This window comes from Bradyrhizobium sp. CCBAU 11434, assembly GCF_028128895.1.
Lineage (GTDB): Bacteria > Pseudomonadota > Alphaproteobacteria > Rhizobiales > Xanthobacteraceae > Bradyrhizobium > Bradyrhizobium zhengyangense.
In genome coordinates, this window is record NZ_LBJX01000061.1 from 1 (window position 1) to 19,506 (window position 19,506).

The following is a 19,506-nucleotide window of genomic DNA, read 5'->3' on the forward strand; positions in this document are numbered from 1 at the left end:
AAACTCGCCAGGAACTTCTTAGCCGCCGTCCACCTCGCCGCCATCGTCGCCTATTGGATCAATTGAGTCTGAACCCTAATATAGAGCAAAGGCGCAGCCGCATCCGGCAATGAGCGCGATCGGATTAATGGCCAGATGTAGCGATAGCAGACGGCTCCCCAAGCAGCAAAGCTGAGCGCGACGCTAATTCCAAAAATTATAAACTCTGCCATGAGACCCGTCCGTTACGGAGTTCAGATCCCGCATACTCCCGCGCGTAGACCTTTCCCCGCTCGCGCCCCACAAAATGCTCCGTGAACTGCTCTTCCCTTGCGGTTGACGATGTTGCGATGCCGCCGGCAATCACAGACGCTGCCGCGGCTTCAAGGATGGTGCGCCTAGAGAGGCTGCTCATGCGGTATCTCCTTTCAGTCTTTGCGGGAGGCACAGAAGTTCTTGTTCCTCGACCGCACTTCCAGTCGGTTCGCTCGCCCTTTCTTACGCCTGCAATGCCAAGTCCACGACATCGCGCAGGAAGAATTCTCAAGACGGTCGATTCAAACGTCCGTTCAGAGAAGACTGGAAGACTGACCACGGCAATTATACGCAGGTGTACAACGCGAAGGACAGGATGAGCGACCTCCGGGATTGAGTTTAGTGCGTCGCCGACACTCCAGACCCGCCATTGTGAAATGGCCGATACACCCATGTATAGTTTGACCGGAGACGTCTGATCGTTAGACCGCTGCCATCGCCGGCATAAGCCAAAGACCAATTGATGAAGGCCGATCTCCGCATCAGCAGCAATGAGAGTGTTTCCAATGGATCACAGTAAGCCGATTCTCGTGACCGGCGCCGCGGGCCAGATCGGATCCGTCGGCAGGCATGCGACTGAACTTCTGCTCGCGCGTGGATACCGCGTTCGTGCGCAAGTGCGTACAGACGACCGACGGGCGGCAGCACTGCGAGCGCTTGGTGCCGAGGTCGTCGTGGGCGATCTGCTCGACTTAAAAGCTGCGCATCAAGCGGTCGAAGGGTGTGATCGCCTCTATTTCGGCATGTCCCTGTCCCCGCAATATCTTGAAGCGTCCGTTAACGTTGCGGCAGTCGCCAAACACCATAAGGTCAAAGCCTTTGTGAATATGTCTCAGATGACAGTCAAAGAGATGTCCGTCTGCGAGACCACGTCGAGCCCGCAGCAGAAGCAGCATTGGCTGGCCGAGCAGGTCCTTTCCTGGTCCGGTTTGCCGGTTGTCGAAGTGCGCCCAACGGCATTTATGGAAGGACTCTTCCTTCAGCTCGCCGGAGCCGTGGCGGCGCAGGACAAGATCCTTGCACCGCTGGGGGGGCGGAAACAACTCCGCAATCGCAGCTTTCGACGTAGCTAGGGTCGTGGCGGAAATACTCGGCGCCCCGGACAAACATATCGGTCAGACCTACCACCTGACCGGGCCCGTGTCGCAGGACGTTGACGCAATCGCCCGAGAGTTCTCGCTCGCGCTTGGACGACCCATCAGTTACGTAAATGTCCCTCCGGACATATGGGCGGGCAAAGTTGCCACGCTGGGGCTCCCCTCACACGTCGTCTCCCATATCACGACGATGACCGAGTTGCACCGCGACAATCGATATGATCGATATTCCGACGACGTAGAAAAGATCACCGGACAACGGCCAATGAGCGTCCGGGAATTCGTCGAAAAGAACGCAGCGACGTTCACGCCATCATCCTGATTAGGCGGCCATCCGACGGCGCGATTTACCCGGAGAGATATTATGTCATCACACAACACGTCCAAAATCTTTGTAGTCGGGGGCACGGGCGCGCAGGGAATGCCGATCATTCGAGCCCTTGTCGCTGATCGCAAGAATTCTGCACGGGTACTCACTCGCGATCCGTTTTCGCGCCGCGCAAAATCTCTCGCCACCCTAGACAATGTTTCGATGCTCGAAGGATCATTCGCCGACGAGGTTACCCTGCGCGAGGGATTTCGTGGTTGCGATGGGGCCTTCATCAATATTGACGGCTTCAACACTGGCGAAAAGACGGAGACTTATTGGGCAATCCGTTGCTACGAAATTGCGATCGAAGAGGGGATCAAGTTTTTTGTTTACGGAAACCTAGATTATGGGCTCAAGAAATCGGGGTATGATTCCCGATTCCGTAGCGGGCATTATGATGGAAAAGGACGGATCGGAGATTGGATTTTGTCCCAAAATACGGTGAACAAGGGTCGCATGGGAGCGGCACTGTTCACATCGGGACCATACATTGAAATGGCATTTCAACCGATGATGCCCATGACGCCAACCGTTGAGGACGGCATTGTCACCTGGAGGGTGCCGCTGGGGGACGGCGCCGTAGTGCACGCCTCGAGCGAAGATTGCGGCTACTACGTTCGTTGGCTCTTTGACCATCCCGAGCGTACGAACGGCATGAACCTTGAGGTCGCCATCGAGCATGTAGCTTACGCTGGTCTTGCGGCCGCGTTCACGAAGGTCACGGGGAAACCTGCGCGCTATATTGACACGGACCTGCACTCCTACTGGAACGGACCACTAAAGTTCATCGCAAACGCGCCGGCGGGATATAACGCAGATCCCAATGACAAAAGCACCATGACTTTCCGCGACAACTTTACCGGCTTCTGGAATCTGTGGAAGTACGGCATTGTGAAGCGGGACTATGCGTTGTTGGATGAGATCCACCCCAAAGGGATCAAAAGCGCCGAAGAATGGATGAGGCGCGAAGACAAGCTTGGAAGAGAACTTGGAAAGGGGGGTCTTTGGGAGCGGGTACAACCTCAAAATATACAAAACGAGACCCCGATCTTGAAGAGCAACGAGGACCGGAGAAAAGGGCGGCTCTGATTCCGGTGGACGTTGTTTCATGCTTCAAACGCAAGCGTGGCCTCGCTTGCCGGGGTTGGCTGTAAAGATTGCCGCCCTCGCTCGAATTGTCGAGCGTATCATAATCATCCCCGTCCAGATGGAAGATTAGAATTTTGTCTGTTCGCTAGGCGGCGCTGATCGGCTCGCGCCTAGCCTTCCGCCGCAGCGCCTGCGGCGGCACGCCGAAAGTCCTGATAAAGGACCGGCGCATGCGTTCGCGGTCGGCAAATCCAGTGTACTCGACGACCTCTTTAACGGAGTGCCGCCCCTCTTCCATCATGAACCTGGCAGCCTCCAACCGAATGCGTTCAACGGCCTTGGCAGGCGACTGACCGGTCTCAGCAAGAAAGGTGCGGCTGAACTGGCGCGCGCTGAGATTGGCGACTTCAGCCAACTCCTCGACCGAAAGCTCGTTTTGCAAGTTCTCGCGAATATGCGCTAGCACCAACTCGATTCGGTCGGACTTTGGCGTCATGTCGAGGAGTGCCGAATGTTGCTTTTGCCCGCCCATGCGCCGTTGGTGCATGACCAACAGGCGGGCCGCCGCCTTCGCTGCCTCTGCGCCGAGATCACTGTCGATCAGTGCCAGAACGAGATCGAGGCCCGCGGTCATACCTGCGGATGTCCAGATCGGACCGTCGTTTATAAAGATCCGATCCTCTTCTGTCCGCACGTTAGGAAAACGGCGCCTGAACTCGTCGGCGTGCGCCCAATGCATGGTGGCACGCCGTCCGTCGAGCAGGCCGGCTTGGGCAAGCACAAAAGCTCCGCTGCAGATCGAGGCAATTCGTCTCGATGACATAGCGGCCTGACGCACGAACGCGACCACGGCGGCGCTCGCGGGCGGAATGTCGAACTCGGTTAAGGAACCAAGCACAACAGTATCGTACGTGGCGCCCGTGAATGGGGCCGTGTAGACTGCAACACCGGTGGACGACGGGACCGGCCCTCCTCGCTCCGACAGAAGCTCAACTTGGTAGCGCGGTCCCGAAGGCAGTAAGTTCGCGACCTCAAACCCGGTCAGGGCAGCCAAGCTGAGGATTTGAAAGCCTTGCGGCACGATGAAACCGATCCGATGCATCCAAATACCCGAGTGTCTGAAGTCTGCACTCTACTTGCGATTTAGCCCGCATTCGACACCTTTGTGATCGCCGCGGCATAAAGAGTGGCAAAAACGTCCTACAACGTTGAGAGCACAGAAGCTAATTTCTCGCGTGAAATTCGGGCGTTTAAAGAAAGGATCGACCGGCGGTAGGCTGAGCGGTTTCGCAATTGAGTGTCTTTGGACGAAGGAAGCGTAGTCGCAAAGCGGCTTAGGGCCAATTTGCATGCAAGATTCAGAAAACAAAGAGGCGCCAGGCCAGCAGGCCATATACGAGTGTGGGGACACGCAGATCGATCTCGATCGCCGCGAACTCCGCGTTGGGCGCGTTCCGGTGGCGATCGGCAGTCGCGCATTTGATATTCTCGAGGTGCTGGTGCAATCTGCGGGAGAGCTCGTCACAAAGAATGAGCTGATGGACAAGGTGTGGCCTGGAGCCGCCATTGGCGAAAATACCCTTCAGGTTCATGTTTCCGTTCTTCGTAAAGCACTTGGACCGGCCTCACGTGAAGTACTGAAAACCGTTTCGGGGCGCGGCTACCGATTGGTCGGGGATTGGATCCTTTGCCCCCCGAAGGGGACGCTTCCCGAATCCAGAACCGATGACCGCGGACGTGAGCCACGGTGGCGAAATCCACCCAGTCAGCTGACCCAGCCTCTCGGCCGCGAACAGTCCATCCGGGATCTTGTGACCGAGCTGCCGCGGCAGAGACTGGTTACAGTCGTCGGAGCAGGAGGCATAGGGAAGACCACGGTTGCCCTTGCCGTAGCGGAACGGATCCAGGCCACCTACGAACATCGCGTATGTTATGTCGACCTGGCACCCGTTGAAGACGGCCGCCATGTGCCTAGCGCCCTTGGTTCCGCGCTAGGGTTGTCGATGATGTCTGACATGCCGATACAAGGCATCGTCAGGTTGCTTAGAGATCAACAAGCTCTCATCATCCTCGACAACTGCGAACATCAGATCGAAGCGGCTGCGTTGCTCGTCGAAGCTATCTTGAGCGGCGCGCCGGGCGTCACCATTTTCGCAACGAGCCGAGAGCCCATTGGAGCAAGGGGCGAGACGACGCGCCAGCTCGGTCCCATCGACCTTCCCCCCGATGGGAGTTCGCTGTCCGCAAGCCAAGCCCTCGGTTTTTCAGCGATAGCATTATTCGTACAGCGCGCCAGAGCGGGCTTCGACCAGTTCGACTTCACAGACTTCCAGGCGCCGATCGTTGTGGGGATCTGCAGGCGTCTCGATGGCATACCTCTCGCGATCGAGCTTGCCGCAGCTCAGGTGCGTTTCCTAGGTGTCCAAGGGTTGGACATCCGTCTTCGTGACCGCTTTGCGCTGATGATGAGAGGGCGACAACGGACCGCCCTGCCCCGTCACCAGACACTGCAAGCAACGTTAGACTGGAGTTTTGTGACCCTTACCGAGAAGGAACAACGACTTCTCCTTCGCATGGCGGCTTTCAGAACCCCCGTCCCCCTCGACTGGATCGCAATGCTCGCTGATGACTTTACCGAGCTTGAGCTCGCGGAGGTTCTCGGAAGTCTCGTCACAAAATCGCTCGTTGCAAGCGATGTTGGCGGGCCAGTGGCATACTATAGGCTTTTGGAGCTGACGCGGAGCTACGGACTGACAAAGCTGTCGGACAGCGGAGAGCTTGACGGGTTGTCCCGCCGACACGCGGTCGTAATTTATAACATTATCGCGGGTATTGATCGGCAGGACATACCGGACAAAAGCCGGCCTTCCGATGTTCCCGTCGGGCTGGTTGACGAAGTACGATCGGCGCTGGATTGGGCTTTCGCTTCCACGGGCGCCGCACTGCTTGCCGTAGAGCTGGCAGCGGCCGCGGCTTCGCTCTGGATTCGGCAAGGACTACTGGCAGAATGCCGAAACTGGCTCGAGAGCGCAGTTTCGCTGGTGGGGTCATCTGTCGAAGAGGATCGGTTCCGAGACATGCGCATGTACGCCGCGCTTGGCTCAGTGATCATCCAGACCGCCGGCCCCAACGACAGAATGTATCAGGTTCTGAAACACGCCGCTGATCTTGCGGATGAACTTGGAGACGATGAATACCGATTGCGCAGTATGTGGGGGCTCTGGATCCGGCACTACCTCACGGGAGATTACCGGGGGGCGCTCCTGATCGCTGAGCACTTCACCGATTTGCCGGAGACGATTCCAGATCGATTGATTGGGGAGCGGCTGCTTGGCATGACGCTGCATGTCCTTGGCGAACAGACTAAGGCACGTGAACACCTCGAGCACTTCCTTAGTCGGTATAGGGCACCCCCCGGTCGATTACACCTGGTGCGATATGGGTTTGAGCAGCGCGTGGTAGCCCTCATCTATCAAGCTCACATACTTTGGCTCCAGGGATTTCAGGAACAGGCCTGCCGACTCGTGAAGCAGGCGGTGGCAGACGTCACGGCCGACGGACATGCTCCAACAATTTCGAACGTACTGATCCATGGGGCATGTGCGATTGCGCTCCAGTCACGGGACTATCAGGCGGCGAAGGAATTCACGCGGATGCTATCGCAACTCGCTTCCTCGCAAGAATCGCAGGCGCTTGCAGCATGGGCTGAATGCTACGATGGAGCCTTGGAGTTGCGGCAACAAAGCTCTACCACGGCGATCGCTCGATTGCGGTCAGGCCTCGCCCTTCTCGATCGACAAACTTTCCAGACCCGGTACGTGACTTTTCTGGGAGAGCTGGCACTGGGAGAGCTGGCGGCCGGCAATCACGCTTCCGCCCTGCAGGCCATTTCGGAAGCGATCGGTCATGCCGATCGAGCCGGAGAGCGATGGTATCTCGCCGAGCTCCTCCGCATTAGGGGTGAAATCGCGCTCGGGCGACGGGACTACCCAGCTGCGGAACAATGCCTGCTGCAGGCCATCGACTTGGCAAAACAGCAATCCGTCCCCTCGTGGGAGCTCAGGGCAGCAACGTCTTTGGCGAGACTGTTCAAAAAGCAAGCACGGATCCCCCAAGCCCGCAATATCCTGGATCCAATCTACAGGTGGTTTACTGAAGGCTTTTCGAACCTCGACCTTGTCGACGCGCAAAACCTTCTGGCCGCGATCGGCTAAGGCCCGTTTCCTCAACCCAAGGGCCTAAGGGATTTTTCAGGTCTTGCCCAAGGACTTTACGGCCACGCCGGATCCTTATGACGCAGCAGAAGCACGGATCGGGCACGTTCGCCGGTCCTGCCGACAGCCTCAACCTATTGTGGAGCCAACTCATGCAAAGCCCGGCAAACAAGGCCGCTGTCTACGTAGTCGATGACGATCCTGGAGCGACAATCTCGCTCGTAAACACTCTGCAATCCGCTGATGTTCCCGTGAAAACCTTCCTCTCGGCCCAAGAGTTCGTTGCTGCTTGGCAGCCCTTCAACCGCGGTTGTGCCATCATCGATGCCCGGATTGCGGATTGCCGGGGATTGCGGCAGTCAGGCGTCGAAATCCCGATCATCGTCGCGGGGCGAGCGGATGTCTCAATTTCCGTAAGGGCCATGAAAACCGGGGCTGTCGATTTTCTCGCCAAGCCCTTTGAGGACGTGCGAGTGTTGGACGCAGTGGCGGAGGCATTTGAGTATGATGCCATCAGACTCCGCCGGAATTCGCGCCTTTCTGAGCTGACCCAATCATTTGCAACACTAACGGTTCGGGAAAAGGAAGTCTTTTCTCTGGTTGCTCGGGGGTTGATGAACAAGCAAATCGCAGGTGAGCTGAAGTTGCGCGAGATAACAGTCAAGGTACATCGTGGATCGATGATGCGAAAGATGATGGTCCGCACGGTGGCCGACCTCGTGCGAGTCTCCGAAGCCTTAGCGTCTGCAAACGGCCCCGCTCTCTCATACCGCACCTCGCTGCCGGCGCTGCCAAGGGACTATCACTAGTCTGGGGATCGCTCGAGAGGCGCGCCGCCCTCCCATTGATCCGGAGATCCTCGTTTCCGCCTGCGTCGAAACAACTTCACGCGCGCGACTTGGAAGGGCACCGATCTTCAAGCGTCGGGGTAGCCCAACCCCTGTGTTGCTGCTCTTTCGGGTCGACCGGCCACCCACTGCAGGGATGGATGGCCGATCGGGCGCCGCAAGGCAGCGATGCGGCCCAAGCCCAGCGGGATCACGCCTTCAGGAATCCCAACAGATCGGCGTTGATCCTATCTGCATGCGTGACACAGAGACCGTGCGGGGCACCTTCGTAAACCTTAAGGTGCGCCATGGGCGCGAGCTTGACGGTTTTCTGCGAGGCAATTCCAATCGGGACCATCTGATCGTCGTCACCTTGAATGACGAGAGTCGGCACCGTCATCTTCTTCAAGTCTTCTGTGAAGTCCGTTTCCGAGAAGGCCTTGATGCATTCGTATTGGCCGGTTATGCCCCCCAGCATGCCCTGCATCCAAAATGAATCGATAGCCCCCTGCGAAACTTTCGCATTGGGCCGATTGTATCCGAAGAACGGGACCGCAAGATTCTTGAAGAAAGCCGAACGGTCCGCCGCTAGTCCGCTGCGAAGACCGTCGAAGATCTCTTTCGGCGCGGCCTCAGGATTGTCTGCCGTCTTGAGCAGATAGGGTGGCACCGCAGCGATCAGCACGGCTTTTGAAACCCTGCTGGTCCCATGACGTCCGATGTATCTTGCGACCTCGCCGCCCCCCGTAGAATGACCCACAAGGGTCACGTCCTTGAGATCGAGCGCCTTGATAACCGCCGACAGATCATCGGCGTACGTATCCATATCGTTGCCTGTTGACGATTGCCCCGACCGGCCATGTCCGCGGCGGTCATGCGCCACGACACGATAGCCCTGTGAGGCCAGGAAAAGCATTTGACTGTCCCAGGCATCGGCAGACAACGGCCAGCCGTGGGAGAACACTACCGGCTTGCCCATTCCCCAGTCCTTGTAAAAAAAATCGTTGTACCGTCCTTGGCCGTGACTGTCTCCACGTTATCTCTTCCTCGCGGAATCAGTTGTTTCGGCTGGCTCGCCGCCGCTGGCAGGTTCGTTGCCGCAGCTATGCCGCTCGCAGCGATTAGCAGCGTGCGACGAGAGTTCGAGACGGATTCGAGAGGTTTGGTCGACATATGCGGTCTCCTGTTGTTGCGCAAAACGCCCGTCCTGGATCGCGCAAGTGCACCGACTATACAACTATACAGGGGTTTCGCGGCGCAGGGTTCCGACGCCTGCGCGTCGTAAGGAGCTCGTTGTCGAGCGCTCAGGGCCAAGCGGCAGCTTCCGAAACGCACCGGCAAACGCCATCGTGTCAGCCATCGTACCAACACAAAGCGCTCGACGATCGGTGCCGTCTCGGTCTTGCGCTATGAAGCGCTGCCTCAACGCTCGGGCAAATCATCTTCGTTTAAGCGATGTGCCGGCTCATCGTAACCATGACGGCTGCTATAGAATACAAGCGCCATCAAACCAACGCCCAGAACCAATGAAAAGCCGACGCCAATCGCCATTGCGACGTAACCTGACGCCGGCACAAGAGCATCGGTAGAGGTCCACCCCAAATAGGCAACCACACAGGAGAACAGTAAGAGTCCTGCCAGTGTTGCGATCAGAACCAGCGACCGCAAGTTGAGCCAGCGTGCCATTCGAGCCACCCCCTCATTGCGCTTGAACCGCAGATCTTCTTCATGTCTCACTATCGCCGACGCGGCTTCACGTCGCTGTCGGCAGCGCCGTCAGCAAACCCTACAACCCGAGCCTTTCGGGCCTGCCAACCGGCTCGCCCGCGGCCATGGTGATCCGGCTGTTACGTCGAGCCGTTCATCGATCCGACGAGAACGGCCCTGGAGGAGATCTGGTCATCAACGTGACGAACCCCAATCCCAAGCCAGCGAACAACGCCGTCAGCCAGAATCCGTCGATGTACGCCAACGTATTCGCCTCCTGTTGGACAATCGACACAAGCGATCTGATGCTCAGTGCCGGCGCCAGGTTGGCCGGCGCAAACGCGAAGTGTTCCGTCAGTCTCGCAATGAAGTGCATCACGTCGGATTTACCTCCGTCGATATACTGCCCTAGTAGATTCGAGTGAAATTGCTCGCGCACGCGCAGCCATGTCGCCATCACACTCATGCCGATCTCCGCGCCCCCCAGCCGCATCACCTGGACGTACGCGGCAAATTCGGTCGACCGCGTCGGGTCGGAGCTTGCCAAAGCAATCATCATCAGCGGAAGAAGTGAGAAGGAATGTCCTAAAGCTTGAAGCAGCAAGATCGGGATGAAGTCGTCAACCGACCATTGATGGGTGATGCCAGTGCCGAGTATCCCCGCAAACCCGAACGCAGCAAGGCCGACAATTAATACAAGCCGAGGGTCGTGGCGCTGAACCAAATAGATCGTCGAAGGAAGCAAGATCAGCATGGGCAGGACGCCGAACGTTAGAAATAGCCCCCCGGTCTGCTCCGGTCGTAGCCGGCCGATCGAAATCAGGAAGTTTGGGACCAAACTCGCATTTGATAGCGCGGTGAGCGTGTAGAGCAGGATCACGATCAGCGCCAGGCAGATATTGCGGGTCAGGATGACGTCTATCCGTGCCCAGGGCTTACGGATAAGGGCCTCGTTCAGTAAGAACCCTAGCGATAAGGCCGCTCCCCCGGATAGAAGAGCGACGACGGCCCCCGATTGCAGCCAGTCCAACCTGTTGCCCTGATCCAGACCGGCATAGATCATCGCCATTCCAGAGCCGAGCAGCAGCATTCCCCCCCAATCGGCCTCCGCGACTAAGCGTCGGTTGATGGCCTCATGCGGTGTCCCGAGGAGAACACAGATGCCCATGAGCGGCGCGATAATAACGTCCTGCCAAAACAACCAATGCCAGCCAACGTCGCTCACGTAAAAGCCGACGATCGAAATCCCGGCGTTCAGCGACAGCCCAACTCGTGCCGAATAGATCGCCATAGCGACGATCCACCATTTACGCGGCAAATTTCGCACGACTATCAGCAACGTTGCAGGAACGAATGTCCCAAGCAGGAGCCCATGCAATATGCTTAGAGCTATCAGCACACCGTAGGTATCAGTGAGGGGCATCACAATAGAGATCGCCGCATAGACCACGCTGGGAATAGCAAGTATTTTGCGGAGACCGAAGACGGTACACATCCAGGCGACCGCGGGCGCGATAAATATCTGCGATGCCGTGGCCGCTGTGCTCAACCACGCCCCCTCATCAAAGCTGAGCGAGTACGCTCCGCGCAGGTCTGGAAGTCCCACCGAAAACAGCCTGGAATCGAAATTGGCGAGAAACGCGCCGAACAGTACTGCCCCCACTGCGAAAATCGGGCGATGACTTGACCTGGCGTCTACGTTAGCGGGCATTACTAACGGCCCGTTCGGCATCTTCCATCACGTGGATCCTGGTCACGGCTGACATTCCAGGCAACAGTTGTTGCACCAAGGGCTGCCCGTCTTCCAGGACAATGCGGACCGCGACACGCTGAACAACTTTCGTAAAGTTCCCTGTCGCATTATCCGGCGGCAGAAGAGCAAATTGAGACCCGCTTGCCGGGGATATGCGCTGTACTCTTCCGCGTAGGGGTTGATTGCGAAACGTGTCGACCGAAACCTCGACTGCCTGTCCCTCCCGTACCCTCCTTAGCTGCGTCTCCTTGTAGTTCGCGATCACATAGACATTCGGCAGTGGTACGACGCTTATGAGGTTAGTGCCGATGTTGACATAATCGCCGGTCTGCACTTGGCGTTCACTCACGACGCCGTCGAATGGCGCCGTGATCTTCGTATATCCCAGCCGAAGTCTTGCAGCCGCTAGGGCACCTTCCGCCGCGGCGACATCAGCTCTACGCTGCCTTTGCAGACCGGCGAGCACGTCCAATTGATGTTCCTGAGCTGCGATCAACGCCGCGTTCGATCTCACGTCAGCGTGTGCTTTCGCAAGAGCGGCGACCGCCTGCTCTAGTCGCTGCCTCGTCCCGGAGCTTGTGGTTGACAGCGTTTGCTGCCTTTCCTGTTCCTGCTCCGCCTCGACTTCGAGCGCCATGACGGATTGCCGTTGTGCCTTGCTCTGGGCGATTGTTGCATACTGAAGTTCAATTTCATTCGCCAGATTGTCGAGCCCAGCCTTGGCGGCAGCCACGGCCGCCGTCGACTGGTCAACCAACGCCTGATAGTCGGCAGGATCTACCTGCACCAAGAGCTCGCCAGCTCGAACGCGTTGAAAATCGTTGACGCCGACTTTGAGGATTTCCCCGGCAACTCTCGTGCTTATCCGCGCCGTCTCAGCCCGAACGTAGGCATCGTCCGTGACTTGTATGCTGCGCATCGCGACCCACTCATCCCAGCGGACCGCGACAGTCCCTGCCAAAATCAGCACCATAATCACGGCGACGATCGGAATCAGAGACCGCCCGAGAATTCCGCGGGCCGGCGTTGCTAGTATCTGTGATGAAGCGTCGGTCACATTGCTTACCTTGATCGGACCAGAAGAGGCTTGTGCTGCCCGGCGCAAATTCTTCACCCCGAGCGTTTGGTTATGATCACCGATACGATTCAGCCAAAGGGCACGCGCTGCTTCAAAACGGTCGAAGCATTCCGCGCGCGACCGCACCCGGCTCGTCCATCTGGACCCAATGTCCAGCTGGAAGCGATACCAGTTCTCCGTATTTCAGTGCAGAAGCCAAGTGCTCGGCCACGCCCAAATTGAGATAGGGGTCTCTGTCTCCCCAGATCAGTCTAACGGGAACTGTCATGGAGGACAGCGCGGGTAATCGCTGCGTATTTCGCTGCACTTCCTCGAAAAGTCCTGCCGTCATCTGCGCGAAAGCGCGGGCCGCACTGGGTTGCTCCCGAAAATTCGCATCGATGATTGGACCCAACACCGACGAGTAGTGCGCGCGATGCTGTTCCGAAAGCTCGGCCTGGAATGCGGCCCGCTGGAAATTGAGGACCCACGCGAACTGCTCAGGGCTCCTCCGAATCGTCTCGCTCAGCTTGTTGAGACTTTTGCTGGCGAACAGCTCGATGAATTCTGGGTACCTGAGCGTCGGCGCTTCGCAGTAAAACGAGTTCAACACAACTACGGCTGCGGTGCGTTTGGGATCCTTCAGCGCGAAGTTCAATGCTGCGGGCCCCGAAGAGTCGTGGGCGACCGGCATTGCACTCTCCAGAGCCAGGTGGGAGACAACCGCTTCCAGATTGCTGAGTTGCTGAGCAAAACTGTACCCACCTTCTTGCGATTTGTCAGAGGCGCCAAACCCAAGGAAATCGAACGTCACCACGCGGCGTCCTGCGCGTGTAAGTCGGGGGACAAGGTCATCGTAGATGTGCAGATTGTCCGGAAACCCGTGCATCATGACAAACGCGGGGCCGGTCCCAGCGTAATCGCGCGCATACACGCCCCCGCTTGGCGTTTCGACACGCGCCGTTCTGAAGCCCGCCCCGCTCTGGTCATCTTTACGTTCGGTTATCGCTGACATCCCGGTTTCCTCCTGGGCCGTTGCAATGTCGCCGCCTGCATACGCTGCAGTCGTGCATGACGGGGGGACGCAGGCCATTATACGAGCGTATCGCTCCCAACTCTCAAACGCTGATGTAGGCAACAACGGAAACGCGCTCGGAGCTCCGAGACCCTTTGAGATCATCACTTCAGTGTTGTTCTCAGAGTTGGACGGTTATGGAAACTGCCAGGAGCTTAGGCTAAGCCACTGGCGTGTTGGGACGCGATCAGTTTACACGATACCGGTGGATGCGGCACTGGGCCGATCCCTTGTCGCTGACGTCTAGCGACGGTTCGCCATCGTCCCGGCGCCTGGCCGCTGATGCTCTTGAACACCTTGGAGAAGCGCGGGTGTGTAGTAAATCCCGCCGCAATTGCGATCTCGGTTAGTGACAACCGGGTTGTCGTCAGCAGGGCTTTAGCCCGCTCGACACGATGATTGAGGAGGTATTCGTGAGGTCGGCATCCGGTCGCGGCCCGGAATTGGGCCGCGAAATGCATTCTAGAAAGCCCAGCGACACTGGCGAGTTCAAACAGGCTGATCGTGCGATCGAAATGTAGGGCGACGTGCTGTTCGACACGCCGAAGGCGCCATTTCTGCAAAGGGTTAACCTTTGCGCGGCCCGATCCGGGTCGCTCTCGACGTGCCAAAAGGCTAACCCCCGAGGAAGTGGTGCTCTGCACTTCAGTTAGCATTGCTTATCGCCATACGGTTTCGCGGCCATTTGTCGTGAGGACCTTCTAGCTTCACGGGCAGGGCGACTGGCACGCAGACCTATCCGCGCACCAGCTCGGGTGGAACCGTGATGTCGATCCTGCCGGTAGCGACGTCGTAGACCATTCCGGAGACTATGAGACCCGCCGGTAGTCGATCGCTTGACACGAGCATGGCGGCGTCGAGACGAACCGCCTCGTAAGGATCCGCGATAGCCATGTGATCGAGGTCCGAGGTCGAAACGCTCAAATTCTTTGCCAATAGATCGGGAGCATGCTTGAAGCACGGCACGATCCCGCAATTTGTGTGATGAAGGACGATCAGATTCCATCCCTCGCCCAGCGGCTTGCCGGCAGCACTGGCAACGACCTGCAATATCTCAAGCGTCTCATAGAGGGCGGCATTGACGCGGCCTCCCACATTGCGAATGACGACCGCTTCACCTTGCTCAAGCTCGAGAACTTCCGCCGGGTCCACCCGACCGTCCACACAGCCGACAATCACGGTCCGCATCGACGGCAACATCTTCAGCGTGTTATCGAAACTCTCGCTGGCAAAGTGAGCATTTCTCTCGGCCAACGTGCTGACAAATTCCATGTCAACCCTCCCCTTCGGAATCTTTTGAAATCGCTTTATTCTTGCAGGACCGCTTGGTGCGCTGCGCGCGCAACGGCCTGCGTCGACCGTTGCAGCAGCGCGAACGTCCCTCGTTAGTTTTTCGCTTTGAGCAACCTGCCCAGCGGCAGCAAGGGCCCGATCGGCGTGAGATCGAATGTCATCATGCCCGCCTGCCCAAGGGGCAGAGGCTCTAAAAGGGCGCGTGCCTCCTCGACCGAAGTGACATTGAGGAGGAAAACGACCTCGGTCTGTTCGGCCGTAGCATACCAATCGGCAATCTTGCCCCGAAGATAAAGCTCAAGCGTAGCTGGAACCTCTCGGGAAAGCACTTCCGGAAGGTCAGCTGACTTCGCTTTCTCCGTCAACTTACCGATCGCGAGGACCCGCGTCGTATGGTGCTGAGCCGCGACCGAGCCCGCACCAGGGTTCGCCGACGATTGCGCGAACAGCGGGGCACTTTCGAACAGGAAGCCGGCAACCAAAGCGCCTAAAGCAAGTCGAACACCAGTGTGGATCATGACAGCATCTCCTTTGCGACAAGGTCGGGGATATCGGCCTGGAGCCAGTGCCCTCCCGGAAGCGGGCTGAGCTTGGCATTCTTGAAATGGGATGCCCGATTGCGACCAACGCTCGTCGTCATGTACGGGTCAAAGTCTCCCCAAATCACCTTGACGGGAAAGTCGAACCTTTTCAGTTCGGGAAGATGCTGAGTATTGCGATGAAGCTCGGCGAGGAAATGCGAGGCCAACTGCACGAAGGCCGGTCCGCCGCTTGGTTGTTTCATGAAATTGTCGGCGATAAGTTGGCCAACGCTACTCTTGAAGGCATTCCTCTGTTCGATCGGCTGAGCCGCCATGAACTCGTCTTGTTGCCAATTGAGAAGCCATCCGAACTGGGCCGGATCGTTCGCGATCGCTGAAGCCAAAGCGGCCAGACCGGGTGTAGCGAACAGCGTCACCATTTCCGGCCACAAAACCGGAAAGTCATCGTCGTAACCCGAATTGAGTATGACAAGCGAGGCAACTTTTTCGGGGAATGCCAACGCATAGTTGATCCCAGCCGGGCCGGAGGAATCATGCGCGACGGGCACGCATGTCGACACGCCGAGAGCCGTCACGACAGCGGCGAGATCTTGCAACTGTCCTTCAAATGTATACTGGGCGCCATCCGGCCGGTCTGATTTTCCAAAACCAAGGAAATCAAATGTGACCACGCGCCGCCCTGCTGCCGTCAGCTCCGGCACCAGCTGATCGTAGATACCAAGATGATCCGGAAATCCGTGCATCAGTACAAACGGAGGACCTTCGCCAGGATAATCTCTCGTGTAGAGACGTCCCGCGCTTCCGGGGATCATGCGCTCGGTGAAGCTCGAAGGATTGCTCATGGGAAAATCTCGCTTGTCTCAGATGGCGAGATGCAAGCTATCTGACTGCCGAGATCTGCTAAATTATACGGCTGTATATTGCCTGCTCACAACGCAGTCTTGTCGCTTCAGGACTCCAAGCATCCACGACTGCATACATTGGCATAGTTGATTTTCGCATACCCTCAGCCTTTCTTGGCCGAAGTTGTGCGGCCGCCAGGCGCGTCGCACTCAAAGCTGTCAGCGATGAGCGATAGGAGACAACGGGATGTCACGGCCCGCAACGGTGGATTTCCTTCAAATCGGCGAAGGCATCGAATTGCGACGAACGGTTGTTCGCAACGAAGGTGCGAACGGGATCGTTTTTCTTCTGCATGGATTTCCAGAGACACTCTATGCATGGCAAGGCGTTGTGGGGGCTCTGGCGGGTGACTACGAAGTTCACGCCTTGGACTGGCCGGGCTATGGGTTTTCTTCACGGCCGACGGTCGACCGATTTCCGTACTCGCCCGCGGATTACGCGCAGGTTCTGGATCGATACATTCAGAAAACCGGCATCGAACCGTCGAGGCTTGTGATTTACGCAACCGACATCGGAGCGCTGCCCGCGCTCTTGTTGGCCGTGAAAACGCCTACTATCGCAAGAAAGATCATCGTCGGCGACTTCGCGCCCTTCAACAGACCTCAATTCATGTATGCGGGTCTGCAGGGTTTGAAGACGGGACCCGCGATGGAGCAGGTTCGTGCCAACATGAACGGCGGTCGCGACCAAATACTTGAGAGCGCTTTCACGATGGGTTTGCCCAAGGAGGCACATTTTGAGGTGGCGGCTGATTTCAAGGACGACATGCTTCGAGGTTGGTCGCACGGGCCGATGACTCCAGTCGACGCATTCTCCCAATATTACTCGCATTTCACTCGGGACCAAGATTACTTCGAATCGAAACTGGCCGACCTCACAACGCCAGTGAAGGTAATCTGGGGTGAAGATGATTTTTTTATCAACAAAGAGATGGGAGTGGAGCTCGCCAAGCGCCTCGGTACGCAGCTGAAGCTTCTTCGCGGCATTGGACATTACCCTCACCTGCAGAATCCAAAGCTAGTGGCCGGTGAGATCCGTACTGAATTCGAATGATCGACGTGCCTTTAGCATCAGAAAAAGTTCGAATAGTCGTCCGGCTCATCTTCGCAGGTCCACGCTGTCCAATACGCTCGTTCGATTAGACTTGGTATCTGGAGTTGCGACTAAAGAAACCGGCCCTTACGATCCAAGCGGTAGGGTCGACGCAATCACTCTCGCATAAGCCGGTTGAATACATCCATATTTGTGCCGGCAATTCTTGTTCTAACCAGGTTAGCGAGACATGTCAGTCAATACACGATCGGCTCCTGCGTCCGTCGGTTTCTTAGGAACCGACACGCCTGCAACGCAACGCGGCTCCACCGTTGCCTTTGCGGATAAATTGCGCGAGCTAGGTTGGACCGAAGATCGCGCAGTCATAAGATATTGGTGGGCCGAAGGACAACCCGATCGGTTTGCAACACTCGCTTCCGAATGTGTCCACGCCCCCGTCGATGTCATTGTCACTGCCGGTACACAAGCGGTGACCATGGCGATGCAATCAACCTCAGCCATTCCGATCGTGTTTGCTCAAGCGGAAGATCCGGTCGCGGACGGCTTAGTCGCAAACCTGGCGCGGCCGGGTGGGAATGTTACCGGAGTGTCTTTGGGGCGCAAGGACATTTGCCGGCGGCTTTTGGAGACCTTGACTGATATACTGCCGAGTTTTCGACGACTGGCAATTCTTGTCAACGGCAACAGCCCCGCCGCCTTACTAGAGGCAGGAGAACTCCAAGTTGTTGCACGCCTACTCGGCATCGACATCGACCTATTAGACGTCCGAGTGGAAGACGCTATCATCCCAACGCTAGAGGCCCACTACCGGGGTATCGACGCTCTCTACGTAACCAACGATCAGTTGACTTGGGGCAACCGCGACCAAGTGCTCACCTTTGCGCTGATATCCAGCTTACCAACCGTTTTTCGACGCCGCGGCTTTGTCGCTGCCGGGGGCTTACTGGCTTGCGGCCCGAACTATCAGAAGCAATTTGAGCGGGCGGCCGAGTTTGTCGATAGAATCTTGCGAGGCGCAAAGCCAGCAGAGTTGCCTGTGCAGCGATCACAAGAGGTTTCACTGGTCGTAAACCGGAAGACTGCAGCCTCGCTTCGGCTGGAGTTATCATCGCTTCTATCTATGACAGACGACATAATTGAGTGATCCAAATCCACGCTTTAGTATACGCAAACGCCCCATGGAAGTTTCGTCCGTGCTAATCTCTCTGACCGTCTTGTCCACTTCGACTGCACTCATGTGGATACCATACGTCGTGGCACGAATGATGACCCACTGCGTGCTACGACCAATTGGTACTCCCGGGTCCGACTACCCCGTAGATGCTCTCAGTAAAGTTTTGGCCAATTCGGCCGGTGAATACGATGGCCAAGCTGGTTGTTCGCCTGGGGCCTTTGGGCTTCGGAGGCTCAATGTCTGAACGATGTGGAAGACGGAGACGAAAAGGATCCCCGTCTCCGTACTTAGGTTTGCCCCATATCGGACTTTGCGCGAACTCAGGAAGGACGCTTCGCGAAAGCCCTGGCGCAATTTGGCTCTCTCATTCAGAGCGGGCGTTCAGTTCGCTGTGTCGACGGTGGTCTATGTTGTTTTTTCCTCAACGTAGAACTTGTGTGCACTTTTGTACTTAAGCTATTTGCCACACCGGGTGGCCGGAGGGGCGGGCGGTGCAAAATCTGTTGCGGATTCTGATCGTTGAAGACGACTACCTCATTGCCGAAATGGTCCGAGACGCGCTGTCTGATGGAGGGTTCGAACCCGAGGTAGTCGGCTCCGGTCAAGAGGCGCTACACCTGCTGGACGATGGCGGGACCTACTGCGCTCTAGTCACCGACATCAATCTCCGTGGCGACTACACGGGTTGGCAGGTGGCACAACGCGCCAGAGAGTTATCCACCGACCTTCCGGTGATTTACATGACCGGCGCAGCCGCCGACGAGTGGGCGTCGCGGGGGGTACCCAACAGCGTTCTTCTGAACAAGCCGTTCGCGCCTGCGCAGGTCGTGACTGCTGTCTCGAAATTGTTAAACCATACGACGCCACCGAATGATTGATGGCACAAACGGCACGGCCTTCGCTCTCAGTATCTGCTCGGCCAGCCAATGTTGCTTTTGTTGAGGGCTTTCCGTCGTATCGAAGACGTCCATCTCCTTGACGGTCATCTGAGACAGATTCACGAACGCCCTCACGTCGTGATGCCTTTCGGCGGCCGCAACGTTGGTTGCGACCTCTAG

The 19,506-nt window shown here is 57.3% G+C and carries 16 protein-coding genes and 3 pseudogenes; 8 read left to right on the top strand and 11 right to left on the bottom strand.

All coding sequences use genetic code 11. The features are described from left to right. The first annotated feature begins 800 nt into the window (after positions 1-800). From XI06_RS13540 to XI06_RS13550, 3 genes are read left to right on the top strand one after another with little or no spacing between them, the layout of a single operon-like run. Positions 801-1,367 (top strand): NAD(P)H-binding protein, encoded by a 567-nt coding sequence (locus XI06_RS13540; protein WP_271605542.1) that lies wholly within the window; start codon positions 801-803, stop codon positions 1,365-1,367. A gap of 4 nt (positions 1,368-1,371) precedes the next feature. Continuing rightward, on the top strand, positions 1,372-1,713 hold the full coding sequence (locus tag XI06_RS13545) for a hypothetical protein (RefSeq protein WP_271605543.1): 342 nt from the start codon (positions 1,372-1,374) through the stop codon (positions 1,711-1,713). Positions 1,714-1,755: 42 nt separating this feature from the next. Further along, positions 1,756-2,850, top strand: coding sequence for an NmrA family NAD(P)-binding protein (locus XI06_RS13550; protein ID WP_271605544.1), 1,095 nt, complete (start codon positions 1,756-1,758; stop codon positions 2,848-2,850). A 145-nt stretch (positions 2,851-2,995) separates the two neighbouring features. On the opposite strand, the gene XI06_RS13555 is transcribed toward XI06_RS13550, so the two are convergent. Then, positions 2,996-3,952, bottom strand: coding sequence for a GlxA family transcriptional regulator (locus XI06_RS13555; protein ID WP_237866349.1), 957 nt, complete (start codon positions 3,950-3,952; stop codon positions 2,996-2,998). Between the two features lie 247 nt (positions 3,953-4,199). Here XI06_RS13555 and XI06_RS13560 point away from each other — a divergent pair, with 247 nt between their 5' ends. Together XI06_RS13560 and XI06_RS13565 are read left to right on the top strand one after the other, a co-directional pair. Then, the gene (locus XI06_RS13560) at positions 4,200-7,064 is read left to right on the top strand and encodes an ATP-binding protein (protein WP_271605545.1); all 2,865 of its coding nucleotides are present in this window, start codon (positions 4,200-4,202) and stop codon (positions 7,062-7,064) included. 77 nt (positions 7,065-7,141) lie between these two features. Further along, positions 7,142-7,873, top strand: a complete 732-nt coding sequence (locus tag XI06_RS13565; protein ID WP_237866347.1) for a response regulator transcription factor — start codon at positions 7,142-7,144, stop codon at positions 7,871-7,873. 229 nt (positions 7,874-8,102) lie between these two features. Here XI06_RS13565 and XI06_RS13570 read toward each other — a convergent pair. The 9 genes and pseudogenes from XI06_RS13570 to XI06_RS13610 form a co-directional block, all read right to left on the bottom strand. Further along, positions 8,103-8,926: pseudogene (locus tag XI06_RS13570) on the bottom strand (alpha/beta fold hydrolase). Between the two features lie 387 nt (positions 8,927-9,313). Beyond that, positions 9,314-9,577, bottom strand: a complete 264-nt coding sequence (locus tag XI06_RS13575; RefSeq protein WP_237866346.1) for a hypothetical protein — start codon at positions 9,575-9,577, stop codon at positions 9,314-9,316. 175 nt (positions 9,578-9,752) lie between these two features. Beyond that, on the bottom strand, positions 9,753-11,330 hold the full coding sequence (locus XI06_RS13580; protein ID WP_237866345.1) for an MFS transporter: 1,578 nt from the start codon (positions 11,328-11,330) through the stop codon (positions 9,753-9,755). Continuing rightward, positions 11,299-12,324 (bottom strand): HlyD family secretion protein, encoded by a 1,026-nt coding sequence (locus tag XI06_RS13585; RefSeq protein WP_237866423.1) that lies wholly within the window; start codon positions 12,322-12,324, stop codon positions 11,299-11,301. Before XI06_RS13585 ends, XI06_RS13580 begins: the two co-directional genes overlap by 32 nt. 196 nt (positions 12,325-12,520) lie before the next feature. Beyond that, positions 12,521-13,423 (bottom strand): alpha/beta fold hydrolase, encoded by a 903-nt coding sequence (locus XI06_RS13590; protein WP_237866344.1) that lies wholly within the window; start codon positions 13,421-13,423, stop codon positions 12,521-12,523. Between the two features lie 215 nt (positions 13,424-13,638). Next, positions 13,639-14,094 (bottom strand): annotated as a pseudogene (locus tag XI06_RS13595) (helix-turn-helix domain-containing protein); the annotation flags it as partial. Between the two features lie 124 nt (positions 14,095-14,218). Continuing rightward, the gene (locus tag XI06_RS13600; protein ID WP_237866343.1) at positions 14,219-14,755 is read right to left on the bottom strand and encodes a carbonic anhydrase; all 537 of its coding nucleotides are present in this window, start codon (positions 14,753-14,755) and stop codon (positions 14,219-14,221) included. A 113-nt stretch (positions 14,756-14,868) separates the two neighbouring features. After that, entirely contained in the window at positions 14,869-15,294 is a 426-nt protein-coding gene (locus XI06_RS13605) for a hypothetical protein (RefSeq protein WP_237866342.1), read from the bottom strand. After that, entirely contained in the window at positions 15,291-16,160 is an 870-nt protein-coding gene (locus tag XI06_RS13610) for an alpha/beta fold hydrolase (RefSeq protein ID WP_237866341.1), read from the bottom strand. Before XI06_RS13610 ends, XI06_RS13605 begins: the two co-directional genes overlap by 4 nt. A 247-nt stretch (positions 16,161-16,407) precedes the next feature. On the opposite strand from XI06_RS13610, the gene XI06_RS13615 reads away from it, so the two are divergent. The 3 genes from XI06_RS13615 to XI06_RS13625 all read left to right on the top strand — a co-directional run bounded on the left by XI06_RS13615 (position 16,408) and on the right by XI06_RS13625 (position 19,326). Beyond that, the gene (locus XI06_RS13615) at positions 16,408-17,274 is read left to right on the top strand and encodes an alpha/beta fold hydrolase (RefSeq protein WP_237871108.1); all 867 of its coding nucleotides are present in this window, start codon (positions 16,408-16,410) and stop codon (positions 17,272-17,274) included. Between the two features lie 229 nt (positions 17,275-17,503). Beyond that, positions 17,504-18,418, top strand: a complete 915-nt coding sequence (locus XI06_RS13620; RefSeq protein WP_271605546.1) for an ABC transporter substrate-binding protein — start codon at positions 17,504-17,506, stop codon at positions 18,416-18,418. A 521-nt stretch (positions 18,419-18,939) separates the two neighbouring features. Continuing rightward, positions 18,940-19,326: a response regulator gene (locus tag XI06_RS13625; protein WP_333909327.1), complete on the top strand. Its 387-nt coding sequence runs from the start codon at positions 18,940-18,942 to the stop codon at positions 19,324-19,326. Here the strand turns inward: XI06_RS13625 and XI06_RS13630 are convergent. After that, positions 19,297-19,506 (bottom strand): annotated as a pseudogene (locus XI06_RS13630) (hypothetical protein); the annotation flags it as partial. The gene XI06_RS13625 and the pseudogene XI06_RS13630 sit on opposite strands and share 30 nt — an antisense overlap.